This is a genomic window from Vibrio hepatarius (genome assembly GCF_001274785.1).
Lineage (GTDB): Bacteria > Pseudomonadota > Gammaproteobacteria > Enterobacterales > Vibrionaceae > Vibrio > Vibrio hepatarius.
The window spans coordinates 433090-448367 of record NZ_LHPI01000001.1; the positions used below are offsets into that span (position 1 = coordinate 433090).

Annotated in this window: 14 protein-coding genes; 10 read left to right on the forward strand and 4 right to left on the reverse strand. The window is 46.0% G+C overall.

Annotated features, from left to right (window positions below; all coding sequences use genetic code 11):
• Nucleotide 1: 1 nt before the first annotated feature.
• Nucleotides 2–1117, reverse strand: coding sequence for a 2-aminoethylphosphonate--pyruvate transaminase (phnW, locus tag AKJ31_RS01930; protein ID WP_053407398.1), 1116 nt, complete (start codon nt 1115–1117; stop codon nt 2–4).
• Nucleotides 1118–1410: 293 nt separating this feature from the next.
• Between phnW and AKJ31_RS01935 the strand changes: the two genes are divergently transcribed.
• From AKJ31_RS01935 to AKJ31_RS01965, 7 genes are all read left to right on the forward strand, one after another.
• Nucleotides 1411–2421 carry a putative 2-aminoethylphosphonate ABC transporter substrate-binding protein gene (locus tag AKJ31_RS01935; RefSeq protein WP_053407399.1) on the forward strand — a complete coding sequence of 337 codons (1011 nt, stop codon included), beginning with the start codon at nt 1411–1413 and terminating at the stop codon, nt 2419–2421.
• A 107-nt stretch (nt 2422–2528) separates the two neighbouring features.
• Nucleotides 2529–2939, forward strand: a complete 411-nt coding sequence (locus AKJ31_RS01940) for a GNAT family N-acetyltransferase (protein ID WP_053407400.1) — start codon at nt 2529–2531, stop codon at nt 2937–2939.
• 136 nt (nt 2940–3075) lie between these two features.
• Complete coding sequence (locus tag AKJ31_RS01945) at nt 3076–4188, forward strand: putative 2-aminoethylphosphonate ABC transporter ATP-binding protein (protein ID WP_053407401.1); 1113 nt, start codon at nt 3076–3078, stop codon at nt 4186–4188.
• A 24-nt stretch (nt 4189–4212) separates the two neighbouring features.
• The gene (locus AKJ31_RS01950) at nt 4213–5931 is read left to right on the forward strand and encodes a putative 2-aminoethylphosphonate ABC transporter permease subunit (RefSeq protein WP_245639012.1); all 1719 of its coding nucleotides are present in this window, start codon (nt 4213–4215) and stop codon (nt 5929–5931) included.
• A 9-nt stretch (nt 5932–5940) separates the two neighbouring features.
• Nucleotides 5941–6645 (forward strand): phosphonate utilization transcriptional regulator PhnR, encoded by a 705-nt coding sequence (gene phnR, locus AKJ31_RS01955; RefSeq protein WP_053407403.1) that lies wholly within the window; start codon nt 5941–5943, stop codon nt 6643–6645.
• A 58-nt stretch (nt 6646–6703) separates the two neighbouring features.
• On the forward strand, nt 6704–7609 hold the full coding sequence (locus AKJ31_RS01960; RefSeq protein WP_053407404.1) for an EamA family transporter: 906 nt from the start codon (nt 6704–6706) through the stop codon (nt 7607–7609).
• Between the two features lie 336 nt (nt 7610–7945).
• Nucleotides 7946–8302, forward strand: a complete 357-nt coding sequence (locus AKJ31_RS01965) for a DUF3316 domain-containing protein (RefSeq protein ID WP_053407405.1) — start codon at nt 7946–7948, stop codon at nt 8300–8302.
• Between the two features lie 89 nt (nt 8303–8391).
• Here the strand turns inward: AKJ31_RS01965 and AKJ31_RS01970 are convergent, their stop codons facing one another.
• Nucleotides 8392–9867, reverse strand: coding sequence for a peptide MFS transporter (locus AKJ31_RS01970; RefSeq protein ID WP_053407406.1), 1476 nt, complete (start codon nt 9865–9867; stop codon nt 8392–8394).
• Nucleotides 9868–10191: 324 nt separating this feature from the next.
• On the opposite strand from AKJ31_RS01970, the gene AKJ31_RS01975 reads away from it, so the two are divergent.
• Both AKJ31_RS01975 and AKJ31_RS01980 read left to right on the forward strand, forming a co-directional pair.
• A complete protein-coding gene (locus tag AKJ31_RS01975; RefSeq protein WP_053407973.1) occupies nt 10192–11592 on the forward strand; it encodes an FAD-dependent oxidoreductase in 1401 nt (466 codons plus the stop codon).
• Nucleotides 11593–11651: 59 nt separating this feature from the next.
• Nucleotides 11652–12530: a LysR substrate-binding domain-containing protein gene (locus AKJ31_RS01980; RefSeq protein WP_053407407.1), complete on the forward strand. Its 879-nt coding sequence runs from the start codon at nt 11652–11654 to the stop codon at nt 12528–12530.
• Between the two features lies 1 nt (nt 12531).
• Here AKJ31_RS01980 and AKJ31_RS01985 read toward each other — a convergent pair whose 3' ends face one another.
• Nucleotides 12532–13902: an L-serine ammonia-lyase gene (locus AKJ31_RS01985; RefSeq protein WP_053407408.1), complete on the reverse strand. Its 1371-nt coding sequence runs from the start codon at nt 13900–13902 to the stop codon at nt 12532–12534.
• Between the two features lie 140 nt (nt 13903–14042).
• Between AKJ31_RS01985 and AKJ31_RS01990 the strand changes: the two genes are divergently transcribed.
• Entirely contained in the window at nt 14043–14900 is an 858-nt protein-coding gene (locus tag AKJ31_RS01990) for a YdcF family protein (protein WP_053407409.1), read from the forward strand.
• Here the strand turns inward: AKJ31_RS01990 and AKJ31_RS01995 are convergent, their stop codons facing one another.
• Nucleotides 14901–15167, reverse strand: a complete 267-nt coding sequence (locus AKJ31_RS01995) for a putative hemolysin (protein ID WP_053407410.1) — start codon at nt 15165–15167, stop codon at nt 14901–14903.
• Between the last annotated feature and the right edge of the window lie 111 nt (nt 15168–15278).

Here is a 15278-nt window from a genome sequence, read left to right on the forward strand (position 1 = left end):
GTTACGCTGCCGTCACGTTGTCGTTCCAGTACATAGACTTGCTCACCGCTTGAATTAAACGTTGGATGTCTTCTGGGTAGACTTCGCCAATATTGCCGATACGGAAACAGTCGGCGTTAGAGACTTTGCCCGGATAAATCACAAATCCATGTTCTTTGAGCTGAGCGTAGAATCGTTTGAATTCGTAAGCGTCACTCATTGGAGAGTGGAAAGAGGTGATGATCGGCGAGTGAAGTTCATCGCTCAGCAGTGGCTTGAAGCCCAGTTTGCGCATGCCTTCGACTAATGTTTGTTGGTTCGTTTTATAGCGTTGGTGTCTGGCGTCAATACCGCCTTCTTGCTCAAGTTCGAGCAGCGCTTGGTAAAACGCGCGCACGGTATGAGTCGGTGAGGTAAAGCGCCACTTGCCGTGGTTGGCCTCCATGCAGTGCCATTGGTCATACAAATCTAGGCTTAGTGAGCGCGCACGGCCTTTGCATTTTTCGAGTTCATCTTGTTTCGCAATGACAAAGCCAAAGCCAGGTACGCCTTGAATACACTTGTTGGCAGAGCTGATCATAAAGTCGATGCCAAGCTCGCCGATGTCCATTGGAATGCCACCAAAGCTCGACATCGCGTCGAGAATCACGGTTTTGTTGTGTTGCTTTGCCAATGCTGCAATTGCTTCAATTGGGTTCAGCATGCCGGTGGTGGTTTCACAGTGGACAATCGCGACGTGGGTGATTGCGGTATCCGATGCCAATGCCGTTTCTACCTCGTTCAAGTGCGGCTGTGATGTTTCGCCAGGAGAAACGACATGGCATGGGATATTTAGGTAGTCGGCAATCTGAGCAATACGAGCGCCGTAAGCGCCATTGTCGACCACGAGTAGCTTTCCATTGTTATCAATTGTGCTACCGATGGTGGCTTCTACAGATGCTGTACCGCTACCTTGCATGAGTACACTGGTGTATCCATCTTGCTGAGTCGCTAGTTTCACCAGCTTGCTGCGAATCACCTCGACCACGTCTTTGTTGTATTCGTCATCCCAAGTACACCAGTCTTTAAGCATGGCTTCGCGTACCGTCTCCGATGTCGATAGTGGTCCAGGGGTCAGCAATAAGTATTCGTTCTTCATGACAATATCCGTTTTGTATTTTTGGTGTATACCAGAATTTATTGGTACTTTATCAGCAGCAAAAAATCGGAGTAAATAGCTCACAAGCGGATTTCATAAAACTTTAATATCAAATCGGCAGGGAAATTTATCGAAAATCGATTTGGCCTTTGTTTCGCACAACTGCCATTTTTTGTTCATGCTTTCGTCACAAACACATTTTAGGGTGGGTATCGTCAACTGGTACAGACCACATTGTTAGTCCGAAACGTTAAACAAGTGGTCTTCAAACGAAACAGTCTAAATTGGAGAAGATGATGAAAAACCGTTTGATGAAAGGATCGCTAGCTGCACTGGTTTCACTGCTGGCAACAAATGCATTCGCAGCACAGGAAGTGACGGTTTACACCGCTTTCGAAACTGACATTCTGGCCAAGTACAAATCGGCGTTTGAAAAAGAAAATCCAGACGTAACGATCAAGTGGGTACGTGATTCAACAGGCATCATGACCGCAAAGCTGCTGGCAGAGAAAAATAACCCTCGCGCAGAAGTCGTTTGGGGTTTGGCGGGTTCTTCGATGGCGTTACTAAAAGAAGAAGGCATTCTTAAACCATACACGCCAAAAGGTGTAAATGAGCTAAACGCTAGCCTGAATGACCCTCAGTCGAACCAAGCGTGGTTTGGCAATGATGCGTTCTTTAACGCGGTGTGTTTCAACGAAGTGGTGGCTAAGCAATTAAACTTGCCAAAACCAATGAGCTGGGAAGATTTAACCAAGCCAGTTTACAAAGGTCATATTGCAATGCCAAACCCTGCATCATCAGGTACGGGTTACATGCAGGTTTCTGCATGGCTGCAAAATATGGGTGAAGACAAAGCTTGGGATTACATGAAAAAGCTCGATAACAATATCGCACATTACACGCACTCTGGTTCTAAGCCATGTGTTCAAGCGGGGATGGGTGAAGTCGCAATTGGTATCTCTATGGCAAGCCGCGGTGCGAAGTTGAAGACTCAGGGCGCGCCTTTGGACGTGATCACGCCAAAAGGTATTGGCTGGGAATCAGAAGCGGTTGGGTTGGTAAAAGAGTCTGATGCGGCTAAACGCGTGGTCGATTGGTCAATTTCAAAAGCGGCGAACGAGCTGTACGTAGAAATGTACCCAGTTGTTGCTCACAAAGACGTAAAAGCGACAGTATCGAACTTCCCGAACGTACAAGCTAATATGGCGAAGATGGATTTTGCGCAAATGGGTAGTAAGCGCGCTGATATCCTAGCGACTTGGTCAGAGAAGTTTGACGCGAAATCTGAGCCTAAATCGTAATCATTTTAGTCAGATAAAGACAAATAACCAAAGGAGAGCCTGTGCTCTCCTTTTTGCATTCTGTGTTAAAGCAAGGCACATTAGTGCTCGGTTAAATAGGGAACATTATGAAGATTAAAATGATCAGCGCAGAAGAAACTCTGCCGATACGATTTGTTGTGCTGTGGCCAAGCAAAAGCGAAGAGTTTTGCCGCGTCGAAGAAGACGAACAAGGGCTGCATTATGGGGCATTTGACGGCGACAAATTGGTTTGTGTTGCATCGATATTTATCGAAAACGGCAGTGCGCGGTTAAGAAAGTTCGCGACACTGCATGATTATCAAGGCAAAGGTATCGGCAGTCAGGTTTTGCAACGTATCATCAGCGATTTACAAGCGAAGCAGGTCCGTCAGTTGTGGTGTGATGCACGCGAAACGGCGGTAGGTTTGTATCAACGTTTTGCCATGAATAAATGTGGTGAGCGTTTCTATAAAGGGGACGTCCCTTATTTCAGAATGTCGGTTGAATGGCACGACTAGGGCGATAACGGCTTAGCATCTAACGAGTTTTCTCTCCCTACGGTTTCATCTTGCTGTCATCTTTCGTCTATAAATTTGTCATTCGACTGCAATAAAGCGGATTTAAGGTTGGTATATACCATTTGGAGAGTGTGTTATGTCAACTAACCAACCTTACCTACAAATTGAGAATGTGGTGAAGCAATTTGGACAATTCACCGCGTTAAAGCAAATCTCACTGGCGATCGAAAAAGGTGAATTTGTTTGCTTTCTTGGCCCTTCAGGCTGCGGTAAAACCACGTTGCTAAGAGCAATCGCAGGCCTAGATTTACCAACCTCTGGTGCAATTCAACAAGACGGCCAAGATACCACGTTCCTACCACCTGAAAAGCGAGACTTCGGTATTGTCTTTCAGTCTTACGCTCTGTTTCCCAATCTGACCGTTCAAGAGAACATCGCTATTGGTCTGAAAAACCAAGGGATATCGACCAAGGACGCGTTAGAAAAAGTGGAATACTGGCTTGAGATGATAGGTTTGCCAACCTCAGCGCATAAGTTTCCTAATCAACTCTCTGGTGGCCAGCAACAGCGCGTTGCTTTAGCCCGCGCGCTGGCATTATCTCCAGGGTTACTGCTCCTTGATGAGCCTTTGTCTGCACTCGATGCAAAAGTGCGCGTTCATCTGCGTGATGAAATCTGTAAGCTGCAACGCAAACTAGGCATCACGACGATTATGGTCACACACGACCAAGATGAAGCGCTGACCATGGCGGATCGCATTGTGGTGATGAACCATGGTGTGATTGAGCAGGTGGGCACGCCGCAAGAGATCTATCAGCGTCCAGCGACGCGTTTTGTTGCAGGGTTTGTTGGCAAAATGAACTTTATCGACGCCTCTTTAGCCACCGATACCAGCCTGCGTGTAGCGGAGTCTTTGCTGCCGTTGCCTGAGGTAAATAACTACGACTTATCGCGCGGTGACCGTTTTACTCTTGCGGTGCGCCCTGAAGGGGTCCGAATTGTTCAAAGCGCCACAGATGCTCTGCCTGTGCGTATCAAGTCATGCGAATTTTTGGGTGCGTTTTATCGTGTTGAGTGCGAACTACAAGACGATAAACACGCTGCGCCAATTTACGCTGATATAACAGGCGAGGCGGTGCAGCAACTGAATTTAACGGTCGGTGAGTTGCGATACGTGAAGTTTGCACAGCAAGGGAACTTGGCTTATCCAGCGACTGCCCCTGCTGAGTTAAACAGCAAAGCCGCGTAGGGGAGAGTAATGGAGTTTTCTACTATGAGTAACCCAACGATGAAAGTCTCGAACTCATCACTAGGCGAAACTAGGTGGGTAAGTCGTTTGAGCCGTGACAATGTAGTGTTGTTTGCGCTATTGACTCTACTGTCTGTATTGATGGTGCTGTTTATCGTTATGCCGCTATGGGCGATGATGGTAAAAAGTGTGCAAAACAGTGCTGGGGACTTTGTCGGCTTGGCAAATTTTGCCAACTATTTTTCACACGCTGCGCTTTGGCAATCACTTGGTAATACGTTCAAAGTCGGGCTTTTAGTGACCGTTGTCGTCGGTGTGTTGTCATTTGGCTATGCGTACGCACTGACTCGCTCCTGCATGCCTTTCAAAGGTCTATTTCACGTATTGGGGACCGCACCAATTTTGGCTCCGTCTTTGCTTCCGGCTATCAGTCTGATTTTCTTGTTTGGTAATCAGGGGATTGCAAAAGAACTCTTAGCTGGACACTCAATTTACGGTTTGATTGGTATTTCTCTTGGCCTGATATTCTGGACGTTTCCACACGCGTTGATGATCATGACAACCTCTCTGCGCACATCGGATGCGAGATTGTATGAAGCCGCGCGAGCGTTAAAAACCTCTTCATTCAAAACCTTTTTTATCGTGACATTGCCTGCCGCCAAGTATGGCTTTATCAGCACTTTGATTGTTGTGTTTACGCTGGTGGTGTGTGATTTCGGTGTGCCAAAAGTAATCGGTGGCAGTTACAACGTTTTGGCGACGGATATCTTTAAGCAAGTTGTCGGGCAGCAGAACTTTTCGATGGGGGCTGTCACCAGTATCGTATTGTTGATTCCAGCGTTGTTTGCTTTTACCGCCGACCGTTGGGTACAGAGAAAACAAAAGAGCTTGTTCGATACTCGCTCTGTTCCTTACCAGCCCGAACCGAATCCAGTGCGTGATGGTGTGTGTTTGGTCTTTTGCACGTTGATTTCTTGTGCGGTGATTGCTGTGTTAGGAATGGCGGTATATGGCTCGCTAGTCACTTTCTGGCCGTGGAATACAGCATTGACCCTCAACAACTATAACTTTGCGGAAATGAGTACCTACGGCTGGAGCCCGTACTTTAACTCTCTATCACTTGCGACATGGACGGCGATCATAGGAACCACGATCATTTTTGTTGGTGCGTATTGCATTGAAAAAGGGCGTGCATTTTCTCCTGTTCGACAAGTGATGCAGATGTTGAGTGTAATGCCGATGGCGGTGCCCGGTATGGTGTTAGGCCTGGGCTATATCTTTTACTTCAATGATGTGAATAACCCGTTGAATGTACTTTATGGCACGATGGCGTTTCTTGTTGCCAACACCGTGGTGCACTATTACACCGTTGGTCATATGACGGCATTGACAGCATTAAAGCAGATTCCTGCTGAAATAGAGGCGACGGCCGCGTCTGTGAAACTTCCGCAATACAAGTTGTTCTTAAAAGTAACGCTGCCGGTTTGTATGCCAGCGATTCTAGATATCGCTAGCTACCTGTTTATTAATGCATTAACCACCACTTCTGCGGTAGTATTTATCTATTCGACAGACACCATTCCTGCTTCGGTATCGGTTTTGAATATGGACGATGCGGGGCAAACGGGGTCAGCGGCGGCCATGGCAGTGATGATTATGCTGTCGGCTGCAGTAGCGAAGTTGCTTCACATGACACTGGGCAAATGGTTAGAGAATCGAACACAAGCGTGGCGTAACAGATAAGGACAATAAGTGCAGTACGTTAAAATTAAAGACTCCATTGTCGAACAAATCGAATCGGGTTTGCTGTCTCCAAGACAGAAACTACCAGCAGAAAGAAAGTTGGCAGAATCATTTGATACCACACGCGTAACTTTGCGCGAAGCGTTGTCCCTGTTGGAAGCAGAAGGGCGAATTTATCGCGAAGATAGGAGAGGTTGGTTTATTTCTCCTGAGCCTTTGAAATACGATCCAACTCAGACACTGAACTTTCCCAATATGGCGCTGGCGCAAAATCGAGTGCCTAAAACGCAAGTGGTCGCGGCAAAAGGGATTTTAGCTAACAAGCAAGCCGCGAGTTTACTGAACCTTCAGCCTTTCTCTGACGTCTATCGTGTTGACCGAGTGAGGTTCTTGGAAGAGCGTCCAGTTGTTTATGTCACCAACTATATCCGTCCAGAGTTGTTTCCTAACCTGTTAGATTTCGACCTCTCCAACTCACTGACCGATATTTATCGTGAGCATTTTGGTGTGGTTTACCAGAAAACGCGTTACCGGATTTCTACCAGCACGCTTTTAGGTGAAACAGCTCAAGCGCTGAGAGCAACGTCAGGGACGCCTGCAATGGTGGTTGAGCGCATCAACTACAACCAAAATGGAGAGTTGATCGACTGCGATATCGAGTACTGGCGTCATGATGCAATCAGTATTGAGTCACTCGCAGAGCTTCAGCGCTAACCCTTTCAGCAATAGGATTGAGGCTTCCATAAGGAAGCCTTTTTTATAAGGATTTAATATGTCGCTCTTGGCGATCATTTTGGTGGTGGTTTCTGCTTTTCTGCATGCTGGCTGGAATCTTCTAAGTAAAAGCAATACTGCGTCTGGCCCTGCATTTTTCCTATCGAGTGCTACCGCGGCAGCTTTGCTACTCTCACCTTTTCTCGTTTGGTACTGCAATACCGTTGGTCTGGCAGTGATGCCAACTAAGTTTTGGTATTTACTTGTCATCAGTGGCATTGCTCAGATGATCTACTTATTGGGACTGGGGTTTGCGTATAAACAAGCCGATATTGGCGTGGTTTATCCAATTGCTCGTGCGCTACCTGTTCTAATGGTCGGTGTGGTAACCGTCTTGCTGGGCTATTCATTGACGGCTTATGCTTGGTTTGGGTTTTTACTGATCACAATTGGCTGTCTGTTTGTCCCTTTGGAGTCGTTCAGTCAACTTAACGTTCGTAACTATGCGCATCTTGGCGTGGTCTGGGCGGTGATCGCGGCGATAGGCACCGCGGGTTACTCTGTAGTCGACAAAGAGGCGTTATTAATACTCGACCAGACGTTTCATTCTCAAGTCAGCGATGTTAGCAGCGCGATTTTCTATCTAGGACTTCAGTTCTGGTCGATCTCACTTTGTTTTGTCATTTATCTGACTCTGAGCAAATCTTGGGTTGATATCGTTGAAGCGTGGCAAATACGTCGCTCAACAACGATTGCTGGGATTATGATGTCGACGACCTATGGACTGGTTTTGCTTGCAATGACGATGACCGAGAATGTTAGCTACGTCGTAGCACTACGCCAATTGAGCATAGTGATCGGCATGGTTTTGGGAGTCGTTTTTTTGTTTGAAAGGTTACTGCTTACTCGAGTGGTTGGTTCAGTGATGATACTGCTGGGTTTGGTATTAGTAGCATTGCGATAAATAAGTGCGCCTTTTACGTGCCTTAGTGTGCAATACCACTGGTATTTATATGATATTTAGTGTGTATCTTATAACCAATCACTCTATTGAATGAGAACAGTTATCTTTCTTAATTCTAGAATCAAAGCAACAACTGAATGAAATAATGCACATTATTTCTTAAGCATAATGTAGACCAAAATTGGATAGATTATAGAGGTTTAGCTCTTATTTAGTTAGTTCAAAAAAGCTGATGAATAGGTGCAATTTATTCGAATCCATTACGGTCCAATGTTACGTACCATTTAGAAAGTTGAGCGGGATTCAGTTCAACTATTGGTAAGGAAGGAGCAAGTTATGATTAAGGTATTATCTTTAGCTGGTTTAGTTCTCGTTAGTACAGCTTCATTTGCGGGGTTATCCGGTTCTTATGAAACACGTGTTACAACTAGTAGTATGGTGGGTGAACCAGTTGCAAGTAAAGAGGCAGCATATGCTGCTGGTAAAATGATGCTTCAAGATGTCAATGCACAATCTCCTCGTGAATTGGGTCAAAACGCATACCTAAACAGTAATGACCTTGTCGACAAGAGATCTGTAGAGTTACTTGATTCACAGATTACAATCAAAGAAGTAATGACAAGTAACGGTGATATCGCCTATCAGCCTGTTATGAACATAAAATATACTTATCGCTTCAGAGAGCGTGAATAGTAACTCGAATAATGCTCGATGCATTTAAAACACAAAAGCCCCAAGCATTTTGCTTGGGGCTTTTTAGTATCTAAATCTGTTTGGCGGGATTAGCTTTTGGCTTCAACCAGCTCAGCGTCGGTTGTTTGTTTTGCTGATTCCAGCATCTTGCGAATCACGAACGATGAGGCAAAAGCGATCACAACCATAACCACAGCGAGAACAGTCAGCAGTTGGAAGTAGTCGCCGTACACGTTCTTGACGATGTCTTGAGTGATTTCCTGGCCTTTCTCAAGCGCAATAGACGTAGAGAATACCGCACCCACGATACCACTAAGCGCCATAGCAACAGAGAAGAGTGAAACCGAGAAGCCTTCGATGTGTTTTGGCGCGACAGATAGGATAAACGCCACTACTAAGCTACCAACGATCACTTCCGCAAATGCTTGGAAGAAGTGAATCGCTAAGAAGATTTCAGGGCGGATTACAACATCTGTTCCAATGTTTGTCACTGCCATCGTGAGAATACCAAACGCAATCGCAGTGAGAATAAAGGCGAAGCCGATCTTGGTTGCTGTAGAGAAGTTAATACCTTTCTTTTCTAATGAAGAAAACGTCATCGCTAAGACAGGGCCAGCGACAATACACCAAAGTGGGTTCATCGCCATTGATGCTTCTGGTGCGATAGGGATCAGGTTAAATAAGTCACCACGCATGGTATTGATAGTTACCATGGTCATTGATGTCATCATCTGACCGTAGTACACAAAGAAGCATGTGGTCAGCACTGTCATGATCAAAATAGTTCCCATTTTGAGTGCATCTGACTTGCCCGATTTAAACATTAAGCTGATGAAGTACAGAATCGCAGCTGCGCCAATCGCGTATACGATGTTTTGTCCGATCGCCATGTTAGAGAACATGAAAAATACCAGACCAACCATTGCGACAGAAAGTGACAAAAATGCAGTCCAGTTTTTAACACTGACAGGCTTTTGATCAATATCTGCACCTACGCCCACAAGTTGTTTGTTAAAGATAACGAGAGTGATGAACGCCAAACCCGCCATCGCAGCAGAAAGCATGAAGCTACCATGGAACCCGATCACTAGCACGAACATTGGGAACAAGTACTGACCTAACAGCGCTCCCACGTTGTTTACAGAGTAATTTACAGGGTAGCCGTTCTCGAAGTCTTCTTCAGAAGCAAAGGTACGTTTGTAAAGACTTGGGTATGAAGGAGACATTAGGCCACGAGCGTAACTGGCTAGAGCGATACCAACCAAACTTAGTGGAACGTTAGTCGTTGATGCACCAAGTACAAGGAGGGTATATCCAGTTGCGAATGTACCGTATGCGATGGTGAGTGAGCGATAGGCGCCCAAGAACTTGTCGGTAATAAAGCCGCCTGCAATCGCAAAAAGTGGTCCTATTGATGAAAATGCGCCGACAACCATCATGGTATCTGCCTCGCTATACCCTAAATCTTCTAAGAAGAAACGAGTCAAAATAACCATCACACCATAGAAGGATAGGCCAAACATTGCTTGGCAGAACATCATGGATTTATTGAGTTTATTCCACATAACAGCCTCTCATTTGGTTTTTTAGTAGGATTAAAAACCAATCAATTGTTAATTTTTGGTATGTAATAAATTGAAACAATTATCGCGGATAACCGGTTTTATGCACGATTTTTTATTAATTTCGGATAAATTTTTGTAATGGAATTGATCCAAAACGATTGCGTAGCACATAAAAGCCCACTTTTGCTGATATATGTGAGCAGGTAATAACTGACTAGTTGAATATCCGCGTTAGGAATTCTTACGCAAACCGTTAGATATCCTCGCTATGGTAAGGAGAGCAAGTTGGCTAAAGTGAATAAAACGATCACTGAGAGCATTATTATGAAATCTCGACCTTCCTACTGGTTTAAACAGGCATTAGAAACTGAAGTGTCCTCGCAGTCGCTTCCACTCAAAGGGCAAATCGACGCTGATATCGCGGTTGTTGGTGGTGGGTACACTGGATTGTGGAGTGCAATCCTCATAAAGCAACAAGCGCCTGAAAAGAAAGTCGTAATCTTAGAAAAAGGCTTATGTGGCAGCGGTGCATCGGGTGCGAATGGTGGTTGTATGCTGACTTGGTCAACTAAGTTTCCAACCTTAAAGCGCCTGTTTGGCGAACAACAAGCAGCGTGGCTAGTTCAACAATCTGAGCAAGCCATTTACGAAATTGATGAGTTTTGCCGTGATAAGCGGATAGACGCCGAGCTTTGCCTCAATGGCACTTACTACACGGCCACCAATTCGGCACAGCAAGGCACTATGGCGCCAGTCATTAGTGAACTTAAAAAGCACAACATCAACAGTTGGTCTAAATGCCGTGATCAAGACATTGCTGAGCTAGCGGGTTCACAACAGCATGTTGAAGGGTATTTTTCTCCTGCTGCTGCCAGTGTTCAACCCGCACTGCTAGTGCGTGGACTTAGACGTGTCGCTTTAGAAATCGGTGTCGAAATCTATGAACATACCCCAATGACAAAGCTGGACTTCGGTCAGCCCGCTACCGTTCATACTCCACTTGGCAAAGTGAGCGCAAAGAAAGTAGTGCTCGCACTGAATGCGTGGATGGTTGAACACTTTAAACAGTTTAAACGCAGTATTGTGGTTGTTTCATCGGATATGGTCATCACCAAGCCGATTCCAGAGTTGCTCAAAAAACATGGTCCAAAGCAAGGCGCAACAGTAGTGGATTCGAGAATTTTTGTTCATTACTACCGCGATACTAAGGACGGGCGCATCATGTTAGGCAAAGGTGGAAACCACTTTTCGTTTGGCAATAAAGTTGATCCGATGTTTAACCGTCAAACACGTTATCTGGACTTACTCAGTCAATCGTTTCAAAAACTCTTTCCTCAACTGAAAGTCGGTGAGTTTGCATACAGTTGGACGGGAGGCTCTGATCGCTCGGCCACTGGCTTACCATTCTTCGGTAACCTACAAGAGCAACAAAATATAGTGTATGGCTTTGGCTATTCGGGCAATGGCGTGGCGCAAACCCGCATCGGAGGTAAAATTCTCTCTTCAATGGCATTGGATTTAGATAATGAGTGGACGCAATGTGGATTGGCAAAAGGCCCTTTAGGTACGTTTCCGCCGGAACCATTTAGGTGGATGGGAGCAATGCTGGTGCGAAATGCCGTACGTCGTAAAGAAGCGGCGGAAGATCGCGAAGAGCCGCCTTTAATACTGGATAAATGGTTGGCGAAACTAGCCGGTGCTGCGGGCAAAGCCGACAAAATGTAGCTCAATCATATTGCTGTAATATAGACAAAGCACTTTTAGCATTTTAACTGTGCCCTAGTATGAGATTCCTACCGCCACTTAACGCGTTGCGCGCATTCGAAGCCGCTGCGCGTCACCAAAGCTTAACGAAAGCGGCTGAAGAGCTAAATGTCACCAGAGCAGCGGTTAGCCAGCAGGTAAAGCAACTAGAAGGCTATCTCAATGCCGTGTTGTTTGAACGTACTGGCGCTAAGCTGTCGCTGACAGAAGATGCTAAATATTATCTGCCGCTACTTACCCATACTTTTTCCTGCTTGTCGGCGGGAACCGCGCAACTTTTTGAGCGAGATAGGCGTGACACGGTCAGCCTGAACATCGCGCAGAGTTTTTGTGCTCAGTGGTTGATACCAAAGTTAGCAGACTTTCGTTGTCATCACCCTGATATCGATTTAAAGGTCTCTACCACGTCGAATGCCTTTCCAAACGGCAGTATGACCACGGATATTGAAATCGTGAATGGAATTGGTCATCCACTTCCGCACAACGCGTTGCGTCTTGTGGACGAGTCTTGGTTGGTGGTTGCAAAACCTGACTACTTGACTGGGAAACATGTCACTTTAGAGGATATTGTTGCGGCGGAAAAAATTGCCACATCGGGTTACAGTCAAGGTTGGGAGCAATGGTTTGAAGCGCAGGGCTACGTCGGTCGATTTAATAAGCCATGCTTGCAGTTTGACCATTCACTCCTGGCAATTGATGCGGCAATACACGGCTTAGGTCTATTACTGGTGAAAGATATTTTGGTTCAAAAGCACTTAACCCAAGGCAGCCTTGCACAATTATGGCAACAAAAAGTGCCCACAGAAGGAGGGCACTTTTTGATTAACCATCAGCCGCATAAAGCGAGTGCGGTATGCTTTGTGAAATGGTTACAGCTGCAACTCACACCGCAAGAATGACTTATTCACACGGTGGCGCCATGTGGATCACCGCTAGGCCACCTAATGATGTCTCGCGATACTTTTTGTTCATGTCTTTGCCTGTTTGATACATGGTCTCGATGACCTTATCGAGTGAGATCAAACATTTGCTGGTGCGTTTTAAGGCCATACGTGATGCGTTGATCGCTTTCATTGCGCCCATCGCATTGCGTTCGATACAAGGTACTTGAACTAAGCCACCGATTGGGTCACAAGTCATGCCCAGCGAGTGTTCCATAGCAATCTCAGCAGCGATACAGATTTGCTCGTTGCTGCCGCCGCGTAGAGCGGTCAAACCCGCCGCTGCCATTGATGAGGAGACGCCAATCTCACCCTGGCAACCCACTTCAGCACCCGAGATAGACGCGTTGGTTTTGTAGAGAATCCCGATCGCCCCAGCGACAGCGAGGAAGTCTTTGATCTGTTTTAAATCCAGCTCTTTGATGAAACGGTGGTAGTACATCAGCACGGCTGGTATCACGCCTGCTGCACCGTTGGTTGGAGAGGTCACTACCTGTCCGCCTGCGGCATTTTCTTCGCTGACAGAGAACGCAAATAGGTTAATCCAGTCCATGATCTCCATCGGGTCGTTTTCTATCGCTGCGTTAGCCTCAAGCTTTTTCAATAAGTTAGGAGCACGTCGCGTGACATTTAATCCACCTTCAAGAATGCCTTCGGTTTCAAAGCCGCGCTGCATACAAAGTGACATGACTTTCCAAATCTGCTCAGCTTTACGATCGATTTCATCTTGGGTATTAAAGCTCAGTTCGTTTTGTAGAATCATTCCACCCAAGCTGTAGCCGTGCTTTTCCGCTGCAGCGAGCATGTCATCGGCACTTTTAAACGGGAAAGGAACGCTGACGGGCTCTTCCTCGCTACCGTGTTCAAGCTCTTTTGCTGTTGCGATAAAGCCTCCACCAATTGAATAATATGTCTCTTTCGCCAGTTCTTTGCCTGACGCATCAAACGCGGTAATTTGCATTCCGTTTTCGTGCAGGGGAAGATTTTCACTATGGAACAGCAAGTCGCTGGCGTACAAAAACTCGATGTTATGTCCACATGGTAGCGTGAGTCCTTGTCCATCTAGCACGTTTTGTAGCGCTTGCTTGGCGCTGGTCATTTTGATCGTGTCGGGCTTGTTTCCCATCAAGCCAAGAATGACGGCACGATCTGTGTGGTGGCCTTTACCCGTCAAAGATAAAGAACCATACAAATCAACTTGAACGCGCGTAACTTGGCTCATGGCTGGAGCAAGTTGTTGAGTAAAATGATACCCTGCAATCATAGGGCCATTGGTGTGTGAGCTGGAAGGACCGACTCCCACTTTGAAAATATCAAAGATTGACAGCATTGACTTCTTTCCTACGTTATCGACATGCGTAATGGCCTGTTGGTCAGGCTCTCTTAATAATAGTTAACATACTGTTAACTCGGTTTAAGCTACAGACAAAAGTTGATTTTGTACAGCTATCTTTGAATAGGAGTTCGTAATTGAGAAGTGGCAATAAAGAGTGTATTCGCGATGTCATTCTGGTTCTTGGCAAAAGATTACAAAACAACGCATTGACGGCGGAAGGGCGTTCACGAGTGGAGGCGTTACCAGCTTTCCTCGCACGTTTTAGCACAGCGACTAGTGTTTTGGTGTTTTGTGGCGGCGTGACCAAAGGACAAACGCTCTCCGAAGCCTCGGCGATGTATCAGTACTACCAACAGCTTAATACCCACACTTCTCAGTCATCTTATAAAACACTGCTTGAAGATCAGTCACTCAATACCATTGAAAATATCCACAATGCCGCACACAAACTGATTTCTAGTGGTTTATTGCAGCAAGGGCAGCGAGTTAATGCGGTATTTGTCAGCAATGACTACCACCTACAACGCATCTTTCAAATCCAAGAATTAATGGATGAGCAAGGTTTATTGCGAGTGTTGCTGGAGAAGTGTCAGCAAGCGGGGCTACACGTTTCGATTTCGACTGATGTTCAACATCACTGTAGCGTGCCTTATCCGCACGCTAACCAAGCTGGGCAGGTATTCCTCGCGCTCGATGAGTTGACTGTGTTTCGGGTTTTCTTAGAGGGTGTGGTAAGAGGCGTTTACTTCCCTATTCAGCAAGGACTTTTACACCAAGTGACTCAAACCGCTCAGCGGTCGATGTCTGTATTGACTGCGCTTATCCAAGAACCAAAGTTGGTTCATAGACTAGAAGTGATGCAAAAGGTGATAGAGAGCGTTGATGAGACGTGTTCTAAGCAGAGGGTCACAGAGTATTTAGCGCAGTTTCACCAAGAACTGACCACCTTGAATCGTCAATTGGACCCAGAGGTGGTCACTCAAGCACACTAATTACTGCTTAGGATTGCCTTCTTCATCGTGGTTGTTGCGGTAGTATTCCCACTGTTCGGTGCGGTCTTCATCAGAGAATACGCAGTAAGTCACTCGCATCTCGTTTTCATTCACCGTTTCCAACTCACCACCTTGCTGAACACAGTAGACAGAGGCTGGGTTAGCCACAGACTGGTAGTCTTTTACTTCGTATTCATCCGGTTCACTTGAACATCCCGCCAACAACACCGCGCCAGCAATTGCGCAGAAAATAGGTGTTCTTTTCATTATTATTTCTCCGTTAAGGGTCAAACACTTAATTGCAGTATAGGGGAGAGTGAATAAGTTTTGTTTGGCGCTTGTCAAAAGCGTTAGCTAAAGCAGAAATTAAAAATGAGA